20 protein-coding genes and 1 pseudogene are annotated in these 14668 nt (G+C 42.2%); all 21 read right to left on the bottom strand.

Features of this window, described 5'->3' with window-relative positions:
- Positions 1-2 precede the first annotated feature (2 nt).
- Positions 3-839: a Cof-type HAD-IIB family hydrolase gene (locus DXA18_RS02360; protein ID WP_317258762.1), complete on the bottom strand. Its 837-nt coding sequence runs from the start codon at positions 837-839 to the stop codon at positions 3-5.
- Positions 820-1410 (bottom strand): hypothetical protein, encoded by a 591-nt coding sequence (locus DXA18_RS02355; protein ID WP_118382518.1) that lies wholly within the window; start codon positions 1408-1410, stop codon positions 820-822. Before DXA18_RS02355 ends, DXA18_RS02360 begins: the two co-directional genes overlap by 20 nt.
- A 154-nt stretch (positions 1411-1564) precedes the next feature.
- A pseudogene (gene adhE, locus DXA18_RS02350) lies at positions 1565-4185 on the bottom strand (bifunctional acetaldehyde-CoA/alcohol dehydrogenase).
- A gap of 413 nt (positions 4186-4598) precedes the next feature.
- Complete coding sequence (locus DXA18_RS02345) at positions 4599-5135, bottom strand: bL17 family ribosomal protein (RefSeq protein WP_118382517.1); 537 nt, start codon at positions 5133-5135, stop codon at positions 4599-4601.
- 119 nt (positions 5136-5254) lie between these two features.
- Positions 5255-6214 (bottom strand): DNA-directed RNA polymerase subunit alpha, encoded by a 960-nt coding sequence (locus DXA18_RS02340; protein ID WP_118382516.1) that lies wholly within the window; start codon positions 6212-6214, stop codon positions 5255-5257.
- Positions 6215-6253: 39 nt separating this feature from the next.
- The gene (gene rpsD, locus DXA18_RS02335; protein ID WP_118382515.1) at positions 6254-6847 is read right to left on the bottom strand and encodes a 30S ribosomal protein S4; all 594 of its coding nucleotides are present in this window, start codon (positions 6845-6847) and stop codon (positions 6254-6256) included.
- Between the two features lie 53 nt (positions 6848-6900).
- Positions 6901-7296, bottom strand: coding sequence for a 30S ribosomal protein S11 (gene rpsK / locus DXA18_RS02330; protein ID WP_118382514.1), 396 nt, complete (start codon positions 7294-7296; stop codon positions 6901-6903).
- Positions 7297-7324: 28 nt separating this feature from the next.
- Positions 7325-7693: a 30S ribosomal protein S13 gene (rpsM, locus tag DXA18_RS02325; protein ID WP_118382513.1), complete on the bottom strand. Its 369-nt coding sequence runs from the start codon at positions 7691-7693 to the stop codon at positions 7325-7327.
- Between the two features lie 416 nt (positions 7694-8109).
- On the bottom strand, positions 8110-8223 hold the full coding sequence (gene rpmJ, locus DXA18_RS02320; protein ID WP_005339020.1) for a 50S ribosomal protein L36: 114 nt from the start codon (positions 8221-8223) through the stop codon (positions 8110-8112).
- Between the two features lie 139 nt (positions 8224-8362).
- Positions 8363-8581 (bottom strand): translation initiation factor IF-1, encoded by a 219-nt coding sequence (infA, locus tag DXA18_RS02315; RefSeq protein ID WP_004607275.1) that lies wholly within the window; start codon positions 8579-8581, stop codon positions 8363-8365.
- A 13-nt stretch (positions 8582-8594) separates the two neighbouring features.
- Complete coding sequence (locus tag DXA18_RS02310) at positions 8595-8843, bottom strand: KOW domain-containing RNA-binding protein (RefSeq protein ID WP_118382512.1); 249 nt, start codon at positions 8841-8843, stop codon at positions 8595-8597.
- A 21-nt stretch (positions 8844-8864) separates the two neighbouring features.
- The gene (gene map / locus DXA18_RS02305; protein ID WP_118382511.1) at positions 8865-9629 is read right to left on the bottom strand and encodes a type I methionyl aminopeptidase; all 765 of its coding nucleotides are present in this window, start codon (positions 9627-9629) and stop codon (positions 8865-8867) included.
- A 3-nt stretch (positions 9630-9632) separates the two neighbouring features.
- Positions 9633-10277 carry an adenylate kinase gene (locus DXA18_RS02300; RefSeq protein ID WP_118382510.1) on the bottom strand — a complete coding sequence of 215 codons (645 nt, stop codon included), beginning with the start codon at positions 10275-10277 and terminating at the stop codon, positions 9633-9635.
- A 60-nt stretch (positions 10278-10337) separates the two neighbouring features.
- Positions 10338-11654 carry a preprotein translocase subunit SecY gene (gene secY, locus DXA18_RS02295; protein WP_118382509.1) on the bottom strand — a complete coding sequence of 439 codons (1317 nt, stop codon included), beginning with the start codon at positions 11652-11654 and terminating at the stop codon, positions 10338-10340.
- On the bottom strand, positions 11654-12094 hold the full coding sequence (rplO, locus tag DXA18_RS02290) for a 50S ribosomal protein L15 (protein WP_118382508.1): 441 nt from the start codon (positions 12092-12094) through the stop codon (positions 11654-11656). Before rplO ends, secY begins: the two co-directional genes overlap by 1 nt.
- A 30-nt stretch (positions 12095-12124) precedes the next feature.
- Positions 12125-12304, bottom strand: coding sequence for a 50S ribosomal protein L30 (gene rpmD / locus DXA18_RS02285; RefSeq protein ID WP_118382507.1), 180 nt, complete (start codon positions 12302-12304; stop codon positions 12125-12127).
- An 18-nt stretch (positions 12305-12322) separates the two neighbouring features.
- Complete coding sequence (gene rpsE, locus DXA18_RS02280) at positions 12323-12832, bottom strand: 30S ribosomal protein S5 (protein ID WP_118382506.1); 510 nt, start codon at positions 12830-12832, stop codon at positions 12323-12325.
- A gap of 14 nt (positions 12833-12846) precedes the next feature.
- On the bottom strand, positions 12847-13215 hold the full coding sequence (gene rplR, locus DXA18_RS02275; protein WP_118382505.1) for a 50S ribosomal protein L18: 369 nt from the start codon (positions 13213-13215) through the stop codon (positions 12847-12849).
- 19 nt (positions 13216-13234) lie between these two features.
- Positions 13235-13777 (bottom strand): 50S ribosomal protein L6, encoded by a 543-nt coding sequence (gene rplF / locus DXA18_RS02270; RefSeq protein WP_118382504.1) that lies wholly within the window; start codon positions 13775-13777, stop codon positions 13235-13237.
- A 267-nt stretch (positions 13778-14044) separates the two neighbouring features.
- The gene (rpsH, locus tag DXA18_RS02265) at positions 14045-14446 is read right to left on the bottom strand and encodes a 30S ribosomal protein S8 (RefSeq protein ID WP_118382503.1); all 402 of its coding nucleotides are present in this window, start codon (positions 14444-14446) and stop codon (positions 14045-14047) included.
- A gap of 26 nt (positions 14447-14472) precedes the next feature.
- The gene (locus DXA18_RS02260) at positions 14473-14658 is read right to left on the bottom strand and encodes a type Z 30S ribosomal protein S14 (protein ID WP_118382502.1); all 186 of its coding nucleotides are present in this window, start codon (positions 14656-14658) and stop codon (positions 14473-14475) included.
- Positions 14659-14668 lie beyond the last annotated feature (10 nt).

Below are 14668 nucleotides of genomic sequence, written 5' to 3'. Positions count from 1 at the left end.
TACTACCTCAATACAAATTTTTCAATTGCTTTTGCAACGCCATGCTCATCATTGGTCACAGTGATATAGTCTGCTGCTTCTTTGATCTCATCAATACCATTCTCCATAGCCACACCAAAACCGACTCTGCGAATCATATCCATATCATTAGAACCATCACCAAATGCCATGATCTCATCCTTCTTAATACCAAGGATCTCTCCCAGCTTCAAAAGCGCGATACCCTTCTGTGCATCTTCCCCGTTCGCTTCAATATTATTGCCTAACGCACTGGTAACGGCTGCTCCCTGAACCTTCTCTTTTACTTCTTTCATTGCCAGATCTCTTGTTTCTGTATCGCGAAACAGTGCCTGTAGCTTATCCACTGCCATCTTTTTCTCATGGAACATAGCTTCCACATCCGGCACCCGGCGTCTGGTAGTACGCATATATTCAATCATCGGCTTAATCGGCATATATTCCTCAATACGCTCTACCATATCCGCAGTTGCATAACCGAATCCCTCATAATACACTTCCCTGTATGTATCGTATTTTGCAAAGATCTCCAGCAATTCCTTACCTTTTTCATATGGAAGCAATGCTTCATGCAGAACTTTATCCTCCTGCACGTCTACTACTCTGGCACCGTTAGCTGTGACTGCATATCGGATGCCAGGAAGTGCCATAACTGGCTTTGGTATACCGGTCAGCGGTCTTCCCGTCGCCGGAAGAATGATCACGCCCTGCTCAACAGCTTCCCTCATGACGTCCCGTGTATAATCACTGATCTCCTTATTACTGTTTAACAGCGTTCCATCCAGGTCAAAACCGATCATCTTAATGTTGCGTTTCATCATAAGTCAATAATTCCTTCCCGTCTCGCGTAAATAAATACATATCTGTATTGATTTTGTTCGTTCCCATTGTATATGCCTGTTCCGCATGTGTTTTCATCGTTTCTATTGCTTTTGGCTGAGACAGCGGCGCAAACAACACCGTATCTGTACGTGGTGCCATAATCAGCAGATCGTCCTGTAATTTCTCCGAGCATACATTCCAGATATGCTGAAAGCACAGGGAACTTGCCTCATGCTTGCCATCTGCCAGAATAGAAAATGCTCCATACATGGTATTACCGATTACAAATTCCACGTCCCGCACCAAATTCTCGCATGCCTGATGATATAATGCCGGTATATCACATTCCGGCGGAAGCATATTATCTTTAATGACTTCATATGTTTCTTCGCCTCTCTTTATGACAAACAGGATCTTCAAAGCACCTACAAATTCAATTAATGGTGTATCTTTCTCGGATATATTCTTACCATTCAATGTCTCAGGCAGTGATAATGTGCTTGACACCCACGGATAAATCTGATCCTTAATATTATCATACAAATAATGTTCTTCTTCGTATTTCTTCATAACTGGCTCCTTTGCCATAATATTTTTATTTAACATTTCCACTATACCAAAAAAATACAAATAAAGCAATAAATCCACGCATCCGTATAAATATCTTAATAAATATACAACGCGTGGATCTATTGCTTTATTTTGTTATGATGCTGTAAATTGATTAACCTTCGTAGTATGCTTTCAGGTACATTGCTTTGATCTCTTTAAACAGAGGATATCTTGGGTTAGCACCTGTACACTGGTCATTGAATGCATTCTCTACCATTTCATCCAATGTAGCGAGGAAATCTTCTTCCTTAACACCGTAATCTTTAATTGTTCTCTTGATTCCAACTTTTGCCTTCAGGTCTGCGATTGCTTTGATGAAGTTCTCAAATACTTCATCATCATTCTTTCCTGTTACTCCGCAGAATCTTCCAAATTCAGCATATCTCTCTTTAGCCTCGGATATGGATACTGAGAGAATGTTCCCATCTTAGCCGGTGCCGGATCTGCATTAAAGCGCATTACATGTTCAATCAGCAATGCATTAGCAATACCGTGTGGCAGGTGGTGATATGCACCAAGCTTGTGTGCCATAGAGTGGCAAACTCCCAGGAATGCATTGGCAAATGCCATACCAGCCATTGTAGATGCATTAGCCATTCCTTCTCTTGCGATCGGATCAGCAGCGCCCTTCTCATATGCATCTGGCAAATATGTGAAGATGTTCTTACCAGCTTTGAGAGCCAGACCATCTGTATAATCAGTAGCCATGATAGATACATATGCTTCCAGAGCATGTGTCAGGGCATCGATACCTGACGCACTGGTCAGTCCCTTCGGCTGAGTCATCATGAAGTCTGTATCTACGATTGCCATGTTCGGCAGAAGCTCGTAGTCAGCGATCGGCCATTTTGTACCTGTGTCTGCATCTGTGATGATTGCAAACGGTGTAACCTCAGAACCTGTACCTGATGAAGTAGGAATTGCTACCATCATAGCTTTCTCGCCCATCTTCGGGAATGTGTATACTCTCTTACGGATATCCATGAAGTCCATAGCCAGATCTTCGAAGTTGCACTCCGGATGCTCGTACATCAGCCACATGATCTTCGCTGCATCCATTGCTGAACCACCACCAAGTGCGATGATCACATCTGGTCCAAATGCTTTCAGCTGATCCAGACCTTTTCTTGCGATCTGCAATGTCGGGTCTGGCGCTACCTCATAGAAGCATGCGTGCTGGATACCCATTTTATCAAGCTTATCTGTGATCGGAGCTGTCATTCCGCTGCTGAACAGGAATCCGTCAGTTACGATAAATGCCTTCGTCTTGTTATAATAATTCTTCAGCTCATCCAGTGCAACCGGCAGACATCCTTTCTTAAAGTATACTTTCTGAGGTGTTCTGAACCACAGCATATTCTCTCTCCTTTCAGCAACCGTCTTAACATTTAACAGATGTTTTACTCCTACGTTCTCTGATACAGAGTTACCGCCGTAAGAACCACAGCCCAGAGTCAGAGATGGAGCTAATCCAAAGTTGTAAAGGTCACCGATACCACCCTGTGAAGAAGGTGTATTTACCAAAATACGACAGGTCTTCATGCGATCTGCATGTTCTGCCATTTTTTCTTTTTCACTTACATTTATATAAAGAGAAGATGTATGTCCGTATCCACCATCAGCAACAAGCTGTTCTGCCATCTGAAGCGCGGTTTCAAAATCTTTTGCTTTATAAAGAGCAAGTACAGGAGATAATTTCTCATGTGCGAATGGCTCTTCTACGTTAACAGAGGTTACTTCACCAATCAGGATCTTCGTATCTTCCGGAACTTCAAATCCAGCCAGCTTAGCGATCTCTGCCGCAGGCTGTCCTACAATCTTAGGATTAACGCTTCCTGCAGGTGTCAGGATAATCTCACGAACCATATCCAGTTCTTTCTTGTTCAGTACATGGCATCCTCTCTTAATGAATTCTTTCTTCACATCATCATAAATGTCAGCCAGTGCTGTAACAGACTGTTCAGATGCACAGATCATACCATTGTCAAATGTCTTAGAGTGGATAACTGAATACACTGCTGTCTGAATATCACAGCTTGAATCCATGATAACAGGTGTATTACCAGGTCCAACACCGATGGCCGGTTTTCCTGAAGAGTAAGCTGCCTTTACCATTCCAGGACCTCCTGTTGCAAGAATCACATCTGCGTTAGCCATGATCAGACCAGACATCTCAACCGTAGGTTCTTCCAGACATTCTACAATGCCTTCCGGTGCTCCTGCCTTAACAGCTGCTTCATATACCAGCATTGCTGCTGCTCTCGTTGATTTCTTAGCACGTGGATGTGGACTGATGATAATAGCATTTCTTGTTTTTAATGCAATAAGTGTTTTAAAAATTGCTGTTGATGTCGGGTTTGTTGTAGGAATAATAGCTCCAACCAGACCAACCGGCTCTGCGATCTTCTTAATTCCGTATGAGTTATCTTCTTCAATCACACCACAGGTTTTGGTTCTCTTATACTGATTATATGTATATTCTGCTGCGTAATGATTCTTGATAACCTTATCTTCTACGATTCCCATTCCTGTCTCTTCGGCTGCCATCTTTGCCAGCGGAATACGTGCCTTATTAGCTGCCATAGCCGCCTCGAAAAAAATCTTATCAACCTGTTCCTGAGTGTATGTTGCGAAGATCTTCTGGGCCTCTTTCATCTTGGCCATCTTCTGCTCCAACCATTCAGCGGTATTTACCTCTGGTTCTGCCACTGCCTGTTTTACTTCTTTTGCCATAACTATATCCTCCCTTGTGTAGAAATCGTCTTGCTTTAACTGTCTCCAAGTATATTCCTCCGTTAATTAATTGTCAATTAAAAATGATATATTTTTAACGAATTTGTGAATATATTCAAACATTTATAACATTTCAAGATTTCATTGTGAGTTTTTCACAAAATGCATGGTGAGAAATACTATAGTATTTTTATATAGCAAAAACTTATTTGATAACTCATCATTATTGTGTGCACAATTAAATCATTTACTATTTCTGATATAGATAATTTTTTGTTATATTTATAACATTTACAAGCTATTTTCCTAACCCTGCAGAATACCTTTTTATCTGATATTTAAGCACAATACACAAAGAAAACGCACCCTGATTTCTCAGAGTGCGTCTATATGCTTTCTGTTCTATATCGTTATTATACAAGCTCAAGAAGAACTTCCATTGCTGCGTCACCTTTACGGAGACCGATCTTAACGATTCTTGTGTAACCACCGTTACGATTCTCATACTTAGGTGCAATCTCGTCAAACAGCTTAGCTACAAGATCAACTTCCTTAGTATTTTTCTTTCTTCCAGCTCCCTGTGCAGGAACTTCTGTTACAGGGTAGAGAACTTTAAGCATTTCTCTTCTGGCATGCAGTCTTGAAGGCATATCTTTCTTGATTGTCTTCTCAACTTCGTCGTATACAGTTACTTTCTTACCGTCTACAACTTCTTTAACTCTCTTACCATCTTTGTCTTTACGAGCAACTTTAGCCTTAACAGTTACTTCTTCGTAATTGTCTTTTTCTCTAACAGCCATAGCGATCAGACCTTCAGCAACTTTGCGGATCTCTTTTGCTTTCGCTTCTGTTGTAACGATCTTACCGTTGTTCAGAAGTGCTGTTACCTGGTTTCTGATTAATGCTTTTCTCTGGCTTGATGTTCTGCCGAGCTTTCTATACTTTGCCATCTCTTATTTCCTCCATTTTGACACTTGGTTATGCATTCATCGGGCTTACTAGCCAAATGCGATATCACGCTCTTTGGTCTTACTGATACCTTGGTTTATATTTACGTAAGGACGGAATTCTATTCCTCTCCCTGGCTGAGTTCGAGACCCAGCTCTTTTAACTTTGCTAATACTTCTTCCAGAGACTTGCGACCAAGGTTACGTACCTTCATCATGTCTTCTGGTGTTCTGTTTGTAAGTTCCTCTACTGTATTGATTCCCGCTCTCTTCAGGCAGTTGTAAGAACGAACAGACAACTCAAGTTCATCAATGCTCATCTCAAGCACTTTTTCCTTCTCATCGTCTTCTTTTTCGATCATTACTTCTGCTGACTGAGCCACCTCAGACAGATCTACAAACAGTTTCAAATGCTCACTTAATACCTTTGCTGCCAAACTTACAGCCTCATCCGGAAGCAGAGTTCCGTTTGTCCAAACATCTAATGTCAGTTTGTCAAAGTCTGTAATCTGACCAACACGTGTATTCTCCACAGTAAGGTTAACGCGCTCTACCGGTGTATAGATAGAATCGATCGGAATTACTGCGATTGGCAGGTCTTCTGTCTTATTCTTATCTGCACTCACATATCCACGACCCTTTGTAATGGTAAGTTCCATATACAGCTTGCTGTCAGCTCCACCATTCAATGTGGCAATAACAGTCTCAGGATTCATGATCTCAATGTCTGAATCCACCTGGATATCTGCGCCTGTTACCACACCTTCACCTTCGAACTCAATGTAAGCAGTCTTTGGTTCGTCAGTTTCTGATGTGTTCTTGATCGCCAGTGATTTCAGGTTCATAACGATCTCTGTAACATCTTCTTTTACACCCGGGATGGAACTGAACTCATGCAGTACTCCATCAATCTTAATCTGGCTGATTGCAGCACCAGGAAGTGAAGAAAGCATGATCCTTCTGAGAGAATTTCCAAGTGTTGTACCATATCCTCTTTCCAAAGGCTCTACAACAAATCTTCCATATCTCTTGTCATCTGAAATCTCGGTTATCTCGATATTTGGTTTATTAAAATCAAACACTATATAGTCCCTCCTTGTGGGATGAATACCTAAATCTTATTATTTAGAATACAACTCGACGATCAGCATCTCGTCAACTGGAACATCAATCTCATCACGAGTAGGAAGTTCCTTAACTGTAGCTTTCAGGTTCTCCTGATCTGCTTCAATCCATCCTGGAACGAGACGTCCTGCTGTTACCTCAAGGATATCTTTGTATCTCTGAGATCCTTTGCATTTCTCTTTGATTTCGATCACATCACCAGCTTTAACAAGGTAAGATGGGATGTTTACCTGCTTACCATTAACTGTAACATGCTTGTGGTCAACGATCTGACGAGCCTCACGACGTGTTCTAGCAAGACCCATACGGAATACTACATTATCAAGTCTGCTCTCAAGCAGGATCATCAGGTTAGGACCTGTCATACCCGGCTGACGCTGAGCTTTCTCGAAATAGTTTCTGAAAGGTTTCTCAAGTACGCCGTAGATAAACTTAGCTTTCTGTTTCTCACGCAGCTGAAGACCGTACTCACTCATTTTTCTATTAGATCTCTTTAACTGTCTGTTAGACTTTTTATCAATTCCCAAATATACCGGATCCATTCCGAGGGAACGGCATCTCTTAAGAACCGGAACTCTATTTACTGCCATGTTCTATATATCCTCCTAATTATTTCGCCAATTTATGGTTATCAATGTTTCGACTAGACTCTTCTGCGCTTCGGCGGACGGCATCCGTTGTGCGGTACCGGTGTTACGTCTCTGATGCTTGTTACATCAATTCCGCATGCCTGAAGTGCTCTGATTGCTGCTTCTCTTCCTGAACCAGGTCCCTTTACAAATACGTCTACTGTCTTCAAACCATGAATTAATGCTGCCTTAGCTGCTGTCTCAGCTGCCATCTGTGCTGCATATGGAGTAGATTTCCTTGAACCTTTAAATCCAAGACCACCAGCACTTGCCCATGAAAGAGCATTACCCTGTGCATCTGTTAATGTAACAATTGTGTTGTTGAAAGATGACTGGATATGTGCCTGTCCGTGTTCAACGTTTTTCTTGACACGTTTTTTTGTCACTTTTTTTGTAACTTTCTTTGCCATAATAAAACTAACCTACACTTTCCTTAACTTATTTTTTCTTATTAGCTACTGTTCTCTTAGGACCTTTTCTTGTTCTTGCATTGGTCTTTGTCTTCTGACCACGAACCGGAAGTCCTTTTCTGTGACGGATACCTCTGTAGCATCCGATCTCCTGTAATCTCTTGATGTTCAGAGCGATCTCTCTACGAAGATCACCTTCTACAACCTGAGTTTCATCGATTACTGCACTGATCTTCTTAACGTCTTCGTCTGTCAGATCTCTGCAGCGAATGTCAGGATTAACTCCTGCTTCTGTCAAAATACGAGTTGCACTTGTTCTACCGATTCCGTAGATATAAGTCAATCCGATCTCAACACGTTTGTCTCTTGGTAAGTCTACACCTGCAATACGAGCCATGTGATTTTTCCTCCATTTTTCCTGCTTTTTGCTGTTCTGCCGAAGTGATCATCTCGGCTTCGCTTCGCTCTGCCTCGATGTCGGGCTAACGCCCTAACTCGTCCTTGAGTTCTGCCGTTTTGCAAGCGAGCTTGCAACGTCAGACTTTACGTCCTCGCCACTTCGTCTTTGTGTTACATATTGTCTTTAATAGGGGAACTCCTGGTTCCCAGGCGTGTTCGGTATCACGCCCTTTCCGGCCACCGGTCTTGTCCCGGTAATGACGAGCCGGCATTAGAAGCAATATACGAGGACTTCACCGGCTTTGGTGCTTCCTTGTATATTAAATAGCTTACACGCCGCCTGGCGTATCTGCTATCAGCCGCCTAATTCACTCCAAAATTCATAAATGCATCTCAAATAATAGTGTTCAATGCCTATCCCTGACGCTGTTTATGCTTTGGATTTTCGCAAATAATACGAACGCTTCCTTTTCTTTTAATTACTTTGCACTTTTCGCAAATTGGTTTTACTGATGATCTAACCTTCACGGGGATCCTCCTTTCATCCATTGCTTTGCCTTTAGTTTCTTTGCTTTGTGTGCCTTTAAAATTGCATAACGAAATAAAAGCACCCAAAAACGTGCTTACATATTATAGCATCACTAATATTACTACGTCAATACTTTTTTTATTTATCTCTCCAGATAATTCTTCCCTTAGATAAATCGTATGGTGACAGCTCAAGTGTTACCTTATCTCCCGGAAGGATCTTGATAAAATTCATTCTCAGCTTACCACTGATATGTGCGAGAACCTGATGTCCATTCTCAAGTTCTACCTGAAACATCGCATTTGGAAGTTTCTCTACAACTGTTCCTTCAATTTCAATTACGTCAGCCTTTGACATATCTTATATCCTCCTAAATCTCTTCCCTGTTATATTCTTTCAATATCCGTTTGATCTGAACATCATTCATTGTCTCGATCGGATATTCCCGGTTAATGATCTGCAAATGTTTGAACTTCTTTTTCTTCGGATTGGCAAGTGTCCGGATCCTGCCGTCACAGACCAGCACATATGTGTCTACGTTTTCTACTATTATATATACCTTTCCGGTATCGTGTCCGGCTTTTGACCTTACCAGCATTCCTTTTCTATATCTGTCCATATATCCCTCGCTTCTTCCGCACTACGGTGTATCTTCCGTCAGGGACAGAATGCGCGGTTCTCCGTCTGTGATTAATATGGTATTTTCATAATGCGCTGACAGGCGACGGTCTCTGGTCACTACGGTCCAGTCATCATCCATCCAGTCAACTTCCCAGCTTCCGGCATTGATCATCGGCTCAATTGCCAGCGTCATACCGGCTTTCAGAAGCACACCTTTACGATTCATCTCGTAATTCGGAATCTCAGGCGCTTCGTGAAGTGCTGTCCCGATTCCATGTCCGCACAGATCTCTTACTACCCCATAGCCTCGTTCTTCAGCATATCTGCCAATAGCTCCGGAGATATCAAATAAATGATTGCCTTCTTTCGCATATTTTATGCCTTCAAAAAAGCTTTCTCTGGTAACTCTGATCAAGTCCTCGGCTTCTTTACTGACCTCGCCCACTGCGTGAGTTCTGGCAGCATCAGAATGGTAGCCTTTGTAAATGACTCCTGCATCCAGGCTGACTATATCGCCCTCTTTGATAATACGGTCAGCTGACGGTATTCCATGGACGACCTCTTCATTCAATGATACACAGATAGATGCCGGATAGCCATTATAATTAAGGAAAGAAGGGATACATCCGTATCCCCTTATAATCTCCTCACCCAATCGGTCAATATCCAGGGTACTCATTCCAGGGTGCAATGCCTTACCAAGTTCCTGATGTACCTGACTCAGGATACGTCCTGCTTCAGCCATCAGTTCAATTTCTCTAGGTGATTTTACGGTAATCGGCATAACTTATGCTCCCAGAAATTCCGTAATTGCGCGGAATACATCATCAATATCTACAGTTCCATCCACTGTACGGAGGATTCCCTGACTGGTATAGTAGTCAATTAACGGCTGTGTCTGATCATGGTATACATTCAGTCTCTTCTGAACTGTCTCCGGCTTATCATCATCTCTGAGGATCAGCTCTCCGCCACAGGTATCACAGATACCTTCCTTCTTGGTCGGAGCATATACCATATGATATGTAGCACCACATGTCACACATGCTCTTCTTCCGCCCATACGTTTTACAATGTTCTCATCCGGTACATTTACATCAATTGCAAAATCTACCTTCTGTCCCATTTTCTCAAGAGCTTCTGTCAATGCTTCAGCCTGAGGAATCGTACGCGGGAAACCGTCCAGAACATAACCATTCTTACAGTCATCCTGATTGACACGGTCAACTACCAAGTCAACTACCAGTTCATCTGGAACAAGAAGTCCCTGATCCATGTAGGTCTTAGCTTTTTTTCCAAGCTCTGTTCCGTTCTTAATATTGGCGCGGAAAATATCTCCTGTAGAAATATGCGGAATTCCGTATTTTGCAGCAATTTTCTTAGCCTGTGTTCCTTTACCTGCACCAGGTGCACCCAGCATAATGATCTTCATACTATACACATCCTCCTTTATAGTATTTTAACCCGCGAAATAATCCGCAGGTCAAAATGCTTAGTTATTTAAAAATCCTTTGTAATTGCGAACGAGCATCTGCGACTCAATCTGCTTCAATGTCTCCAGTATAACACTGACGATAATGATAAGGGAAGTACCACCAAATGATACTTTTGCTCCCAGCCATCCATTAAACAGGATCGGCACAAACTGAATGATTACCAGTCCAACTGCGCCCATAAAAATGACGTAGTTCAGAATTCTGGTCAAATACTCGACCGTTGGACGTCCCGGTCTGATACCTGGGACAAATCCACCGCTCTTCTTCATATTATTTGCAATCTCCATCGGGTTAAATGTGATGGAGGTATAAAAATAAGCGAAGAATACGGTTAATATAATGTATACAACCAGTCCCCAGGAATACTTAATATTCTGTGGGTTACACCAGTTGCTCTGATTCATTCCTCGAAGAATCTCGCTTCCAATCCCGCTTCCGTTACCTTTTCCAAGGAATGATGCGATTACAATCGGAAACTGCATCAGAGAAGAAGCAAAGATAATAGGAATAACTCCAGCAGTATTAATCTTCATAGGAATATGAGTTGACTGACCGCCATAAGTTCTTCTACCCTGCATCTTCTGTGAATACTGCACGGCAATTCTGCGTTCTCCATCCTGAAGAATAACAACCATTACAACAAGAACCAGGATAATTGCTGCAATAATAATTGCTGCAAGTCCGCCCTTAGCAATAGTCTTGCCTTTTACAAAACGTTCAAACAGTGTGTTCAGATCACTAGGAACACGCGAAAGGATATTAATCAACAATACGATTGAAATACCATTTCCAACACCATTCTCTGTGATACGCTCACCAATCCACATCAGAAGTGCGGATCCGCCAGTCAGCGTTAATACAACAATTGCTGCATTTACAAAATTGTATTCCTGAAGCAGACCCTGACGTCCAAAACCAATTGCCATAGCAGTTGATTCCATCAATGCCAGAGCTACAGTAAGGTATCTTGTAAAAGATGCGATCTTCTTTCTTCCATCCTCGCCCTCGCGCTGCATTTCCTCTAACTTAGGAATTGCAATTGTGAGCAACTGAATGATGATAGATGAAGTAATGTATGGTGTAATACTCAGAGCAAATACTGACATCTGCTCAAAAGATCCACCGGTGAATGCGTTAAAAAAGTTAAACGCATCCCCCGTGTTCTGTGCAAAAAAGTTTTTAATATAGTCCGGGTTTACACCTGGAGTCGGCAGCTGTGATCCTAAACGAACCACAACCAGCATCATGAAGGTGTAAAAGATTTTCTTTCGAATATCTTCAATCTGAAATGCCCGCCGAACTGTTTTGAACATTAGATCACCTCTGCTTTTCCACCAAGAGCCTCAATCTTAGCTGCCGCACCGGCACTAAATGCATTTGCCTGAACTGTAAGTTTCTTTGTCAGTTCACCGTTACCAAGAATCTTAACGCCATCTCTTGGGTTCTTAACGATTCCTGCTTCGATCAATGTCTCTACTGAAACTACAGCATCATTATCAAATACTTCCAGAGCACTTACATTAATTCCAACGATTGTCTTAGAATTTCTGTTAGTGAATCCTCTCTTAGGAATTCTTCTGTACAGTGGCATCTGTCCGCCTTCGAAACCAGGTCTTGTGCCGCCTGAACGAGCTTTCTGACCCTTGTGTCCCTTACCTGCAGTCTTACCATTTCCAGAACCATGTCCACGTCCTCTTCTGAAGTTATCGCTCTGCTTTGCTCCGTCAGCTGGTCTTAAATTAGATAAGTCCATCGTGACACCTCCTTACTCAATATAAATTAATTAAGCTTCCTCAACTTTTACCAGGTGCTGTACCTGTTTGATCATACCTCTTGTAGCAGCGTTGTCTGGAAGTTCAACAGTCTTGTTAACCTTCTTCAGTCCAAGAGCTTCTACAGTCTTCTTATGCTTCGGTACAGCGCCGATTGTAGATTTTACTAATGTGATTTTCAAATTTGCCATTTCGGTTCTACCTCCTTATTAGCCTAAGATCTCTTCGATGGATTTTCCACGAAGCTTAGCCACTTCTTCTGGAGTCTTAACCTCTTTCAGACCTTCAATAGTAGCAAGAACTACGTTCTGCTTATTGTTAGATCCGAGAGATTTTGTACGGATGTTCTTAATACCTGCCATCTCGATAACGGCACGTGCCGGACCACCGGCGATAACTCCAGTACCTTCAGGTGCCTTCTTCAGTAATACTGAAGCGCTTCCGAATTTACCGATCAAATCATGTGTAATACTTCCATTTTCATCTAATGCTACAGAAATAAGCTTCTTAGCTGCATCCTCTTTTCCTTTGCGGATAGCTTCCGGAATTTCGGTTGCCTTTCCTAAGCCTGCACCAACATGGCCGTTACCATCGCCAACAACTACTAAAGCTGTGAATCTCATATTACGACCACCCTTAACAACCTTGGTAACACGCTTAATTGATACTACTTTTTCTGTTAATTCTAATGAACTAGCATCAATACGTTCCTGTTTCATGTGTGCTCCTCCTTCTAGAAATTCAAACCAGCTTCTCTTGCTGCGTCTGCTAATGCTTTAATCTTTCCATGATAAACGAATCCGCCTCTGTCAAAGACTACGTCCTTAACGCCCTTTTCAAGTGCTCTCTCAGCGATCACTTTTCCAAGGTATGCAGCAGCTTCTACATTGTTGGTCTTTTCCAGATTGGCTTTCACATCTTTCTGAAGAGTGGAAGCGGATACCAGAGTCTTTCCAACTGTGTCATCAATAACCTGAGCATACATGTGATTATTGCTTCTGAATACTGCTAAACGCGGGCATTCAGGTGTACCGCTGAAACGGTTACGTATTTTCATGTGCTTTTTAACACGAATTTCGCTTCTTGATTTCTTGCTAACCATTATCTCTCACCCTCCTTAATTATTTTTTACCTGTCTTACCAACTTTACGTCTGATTACTTCATCAGCATACTTGATTCCCTTGCCCTTATATGGCTCCGGTCTTCTCTTGTCTCTGATCTCAGCCGCATACTGGCCAACTTTTTCTTTATCAATACCCTGAACAGTGATCTTATTCTGTCCTTCCAGAACAGTCTCAAGACCTTCTGGATCGATCATCTCAACCGGGTGAGAGTATCCAAGGCTCAGAGTCAGTTTATTTCCTGATTTAGCCGCTCTATAACCAACACCGTTTACTTCCAGAACTTTCTTGTATCCTTCGGTAACACCAACAACCATGTTATTGATCAGTGTTCTTGTAAGACCATGAAGAGATTTCATCTTCTTCAGATCGTTTGGTCTTGTTACTACGATGGTCTCGCCTTCCTGCTTGATTTCCATCTCTACTGGAAGCTCTTTTGTAAGAGTTCCCTTAGGACCTTTAACGGTCACTACATTATTCTCTGCGATTTCAACAGTTACTCCTGCTGGAATTGCGATTGGCAGTCTTCCGATACGTGACATTGCCTTTCCTCCTTAACTTAGATTCTCGGAGAAGTCATTAACTCCTCTGTTTTCAGTTACTATGAGCACTTAACGAGGTATTCCCGAGTTTAGTGCGAACGTACACCTCGGCACTTGACGAGGTTTCCCACAAGTCTAGTGACGATGGTGTTTCCTTCACACAACGTGTGCTCTATCTATAGAAGTTCTTTTCGCTAAGCTCAAAGAACGACCTTCACACTAGGTTCAGCCGGCGCTGGACGCTTGGCTTTGCCAAGTGTTCAGTGCCTACCATACAAATGCAAGTACTTCTCCACCTACACCGGCTTTTCTAGCCTCTTTGTCTGTGATTACGCCCTGATTTGTAGAAATGATAGCTGTTCCAAGTCCTCCAAGAACTTTAGGAAGCTCTTCGCAGTTAGCGTATACACGCAGACCTGGTTTAGAGATTCTCTTAAGACCTGTAATAACTTTATCATTCTTATCAACACCATACTTCAGTGTTACACGGATTGTCTTGAACGCTCCGTCTTCTACGATGTCATATTTTGCGATATATCCTTCATTTACCAGAATATCAGCGATTGCGATCTTCATCTTAGATGCAGGAATATCTACTGTATCATGTTTAGCAGTATTCGCATTACGAATTCTTGTAAGCATATCTGCAATTGGATCACTCATAGTCATGGATCTGTATCCTCCTTTTCTAATGTTTACCAGCTAGCTTTCTTTACGCCTGGGATCTGTCCCTTGTAAGCCAGTTCGCGGAAGCAAACACGGCAGATTCCATATTTTCTCAAATACGCATGTGGACGTCCGCAGATTCTGCAACGGCTGTATTCTCTTGTAGAGAATTTTGGTTTGCGCTGCTGTTTGATTTTCATTGCTGTCTTAGCCATAATTTACCTC

This window comes from Dorea sp. AM58-8, from assembly GCF_003464045.1.
Taxonomy (GTDB): domain Bacteria; phylum Bacillota; class Clostridia; order Lachnospirales; family Lachnospiraceae; genus Claveliimonas; species Claveliimonas ammoniilytica.
Note: the sequence above shows the minus strand (reverse complement) of the source record. Positions and strands in the feature narration are given on the sequence as shown.

What these genes read in the sequence shown, in the direction of transcription:
- rpsE (WP_118382506.1), bottom strand. Translation starts at nt 12,832, where the DNA reads ATGAAACAGGAACGTATTGATGCTAGTTCATTAGAATTAACAGAAAAA.
- DXA18_RS02355 (WP_118382518.1), bottom strand. Translation starts at nt 1,410, where the DNA reads ATGAAGAAATACGAAGAAGAACATTATTTGTATGATAATATTAAGGAT.
- rpsK (WP_118382514.1), bottom strand. Translation starts at nt 7,296, where the DNA reads ATGGCAAAGAAAGTTACAAAAAAAGTGACAAAAAAACGTGTCAAGAAA.
- rpsM (WP_118382513.1), bottom strand. Translation starts at nt 7,693, where the DNA reads ATGGCTCGTATTGCAGGTGTAGACTTACCAAGAGACAAACGTGTTGAG.
- rpmD (WP_118382507.1), bottom strand. Translation starts at nt 12,304, where the DNA reads ATGGCAAATTTGAAAATCACATTAGTAAAATCTACAATCGGCGCTGTA.
- rpsD (WP_118382515.1), bottom strand. Translation starts at nt 6,847, where the DNA reads ATGGCAGTAAATAGAGTTCCGGTTCTTAAGAGATGCCGTTCCCTCGGA.
- rplR (WP_118382505.1), bottom strand. Translation starts at nt 13,215, where the DNA reads ATGGTTAGCAAGAAATCAAGAAGCGAAATTCGTGTTAAAAAGCACATG.
- DXA18_RS02260 (WP_118382502.1), bottom strand. Translation starts at nt 14,658, where the DNA reads ATGGCTAAGACAGCAATGAAAATCAAACAGCAGCGCAAACCAAAATTC.
- map (WP_118382511.1), bottom strand. Translation starts at nt 9,629, where the DNA reads ATGCCGATTACCGTAAAATCACCTAGAGAAATTGAACTGATGGCTGAA.
- DXA18_RS02310 (WP_118382512.1), bottom strand. Translation starts at nt 8,843, where the DNA reads ATGGACAGATATAGAAAAGGAATGCTGGTAAGGTCAAAAGCCGGACAC.
- rplF (WP_118382504.1), bottom strand. Translation starts at nt 13,777, where the DNA reads ATGTCACGTATCGGAAGACTGCCAATCGCAATTCCAGCAGGAGTAACT.
- infA (WP_004607275.1), bottom strand. Translation starts at nt 8,581, where the DNA reads ATGTCAAAGGCTGACGTAATTGAAATTGAAGGAACAGTTGTAGAGAAA.
- DXA18_RS02300 (WP_118382510.1), bottom strand. Translation starts at nt 10,277, where the DNA reads ATGAAGATCATTATGCTGGGTGCACCTGGTGCAGGTAAAGGAACACAG.
- DXA18_RS02360 (WP_317258762.1), bottom strand. Translation starts at nt 839, where the DNA reads ATGATGAAACGCAACATTAAGATGATCGGTTTTGACCTGGATGGAACG.
- rpsH (WP_118382503.1), bottom strand. Translation starts at nt 14,446, where the DNA reads ATGACTATGAGTGATCCAATTGCAGATATGCTTACAAGAATTCGTAAT.
- secY (WP_118382509.1), bottom strand. Translation starts at nt 11,654, where the DNA reads ATGTTCAAAACAGTTCGGCGGGCATTTCAGATTGAAGATATTCGAAAG.
- rplO (WP_118382508.1), bottom strand. Translation starts at nt 12,094, where the DNA reads ATGGACTTATCTAATTTAAGACCAGCTGACGGAGCAAAGCAGAGCGAT.
- DXA18_RS02345 (WP_118382517.1), bottom strand. Translation starts at nt 5,135, where the DNA reads ATGGCAAAGTATAGAAAGCTCGGCAGAACATCAAGCCAGAGAAAAGCA.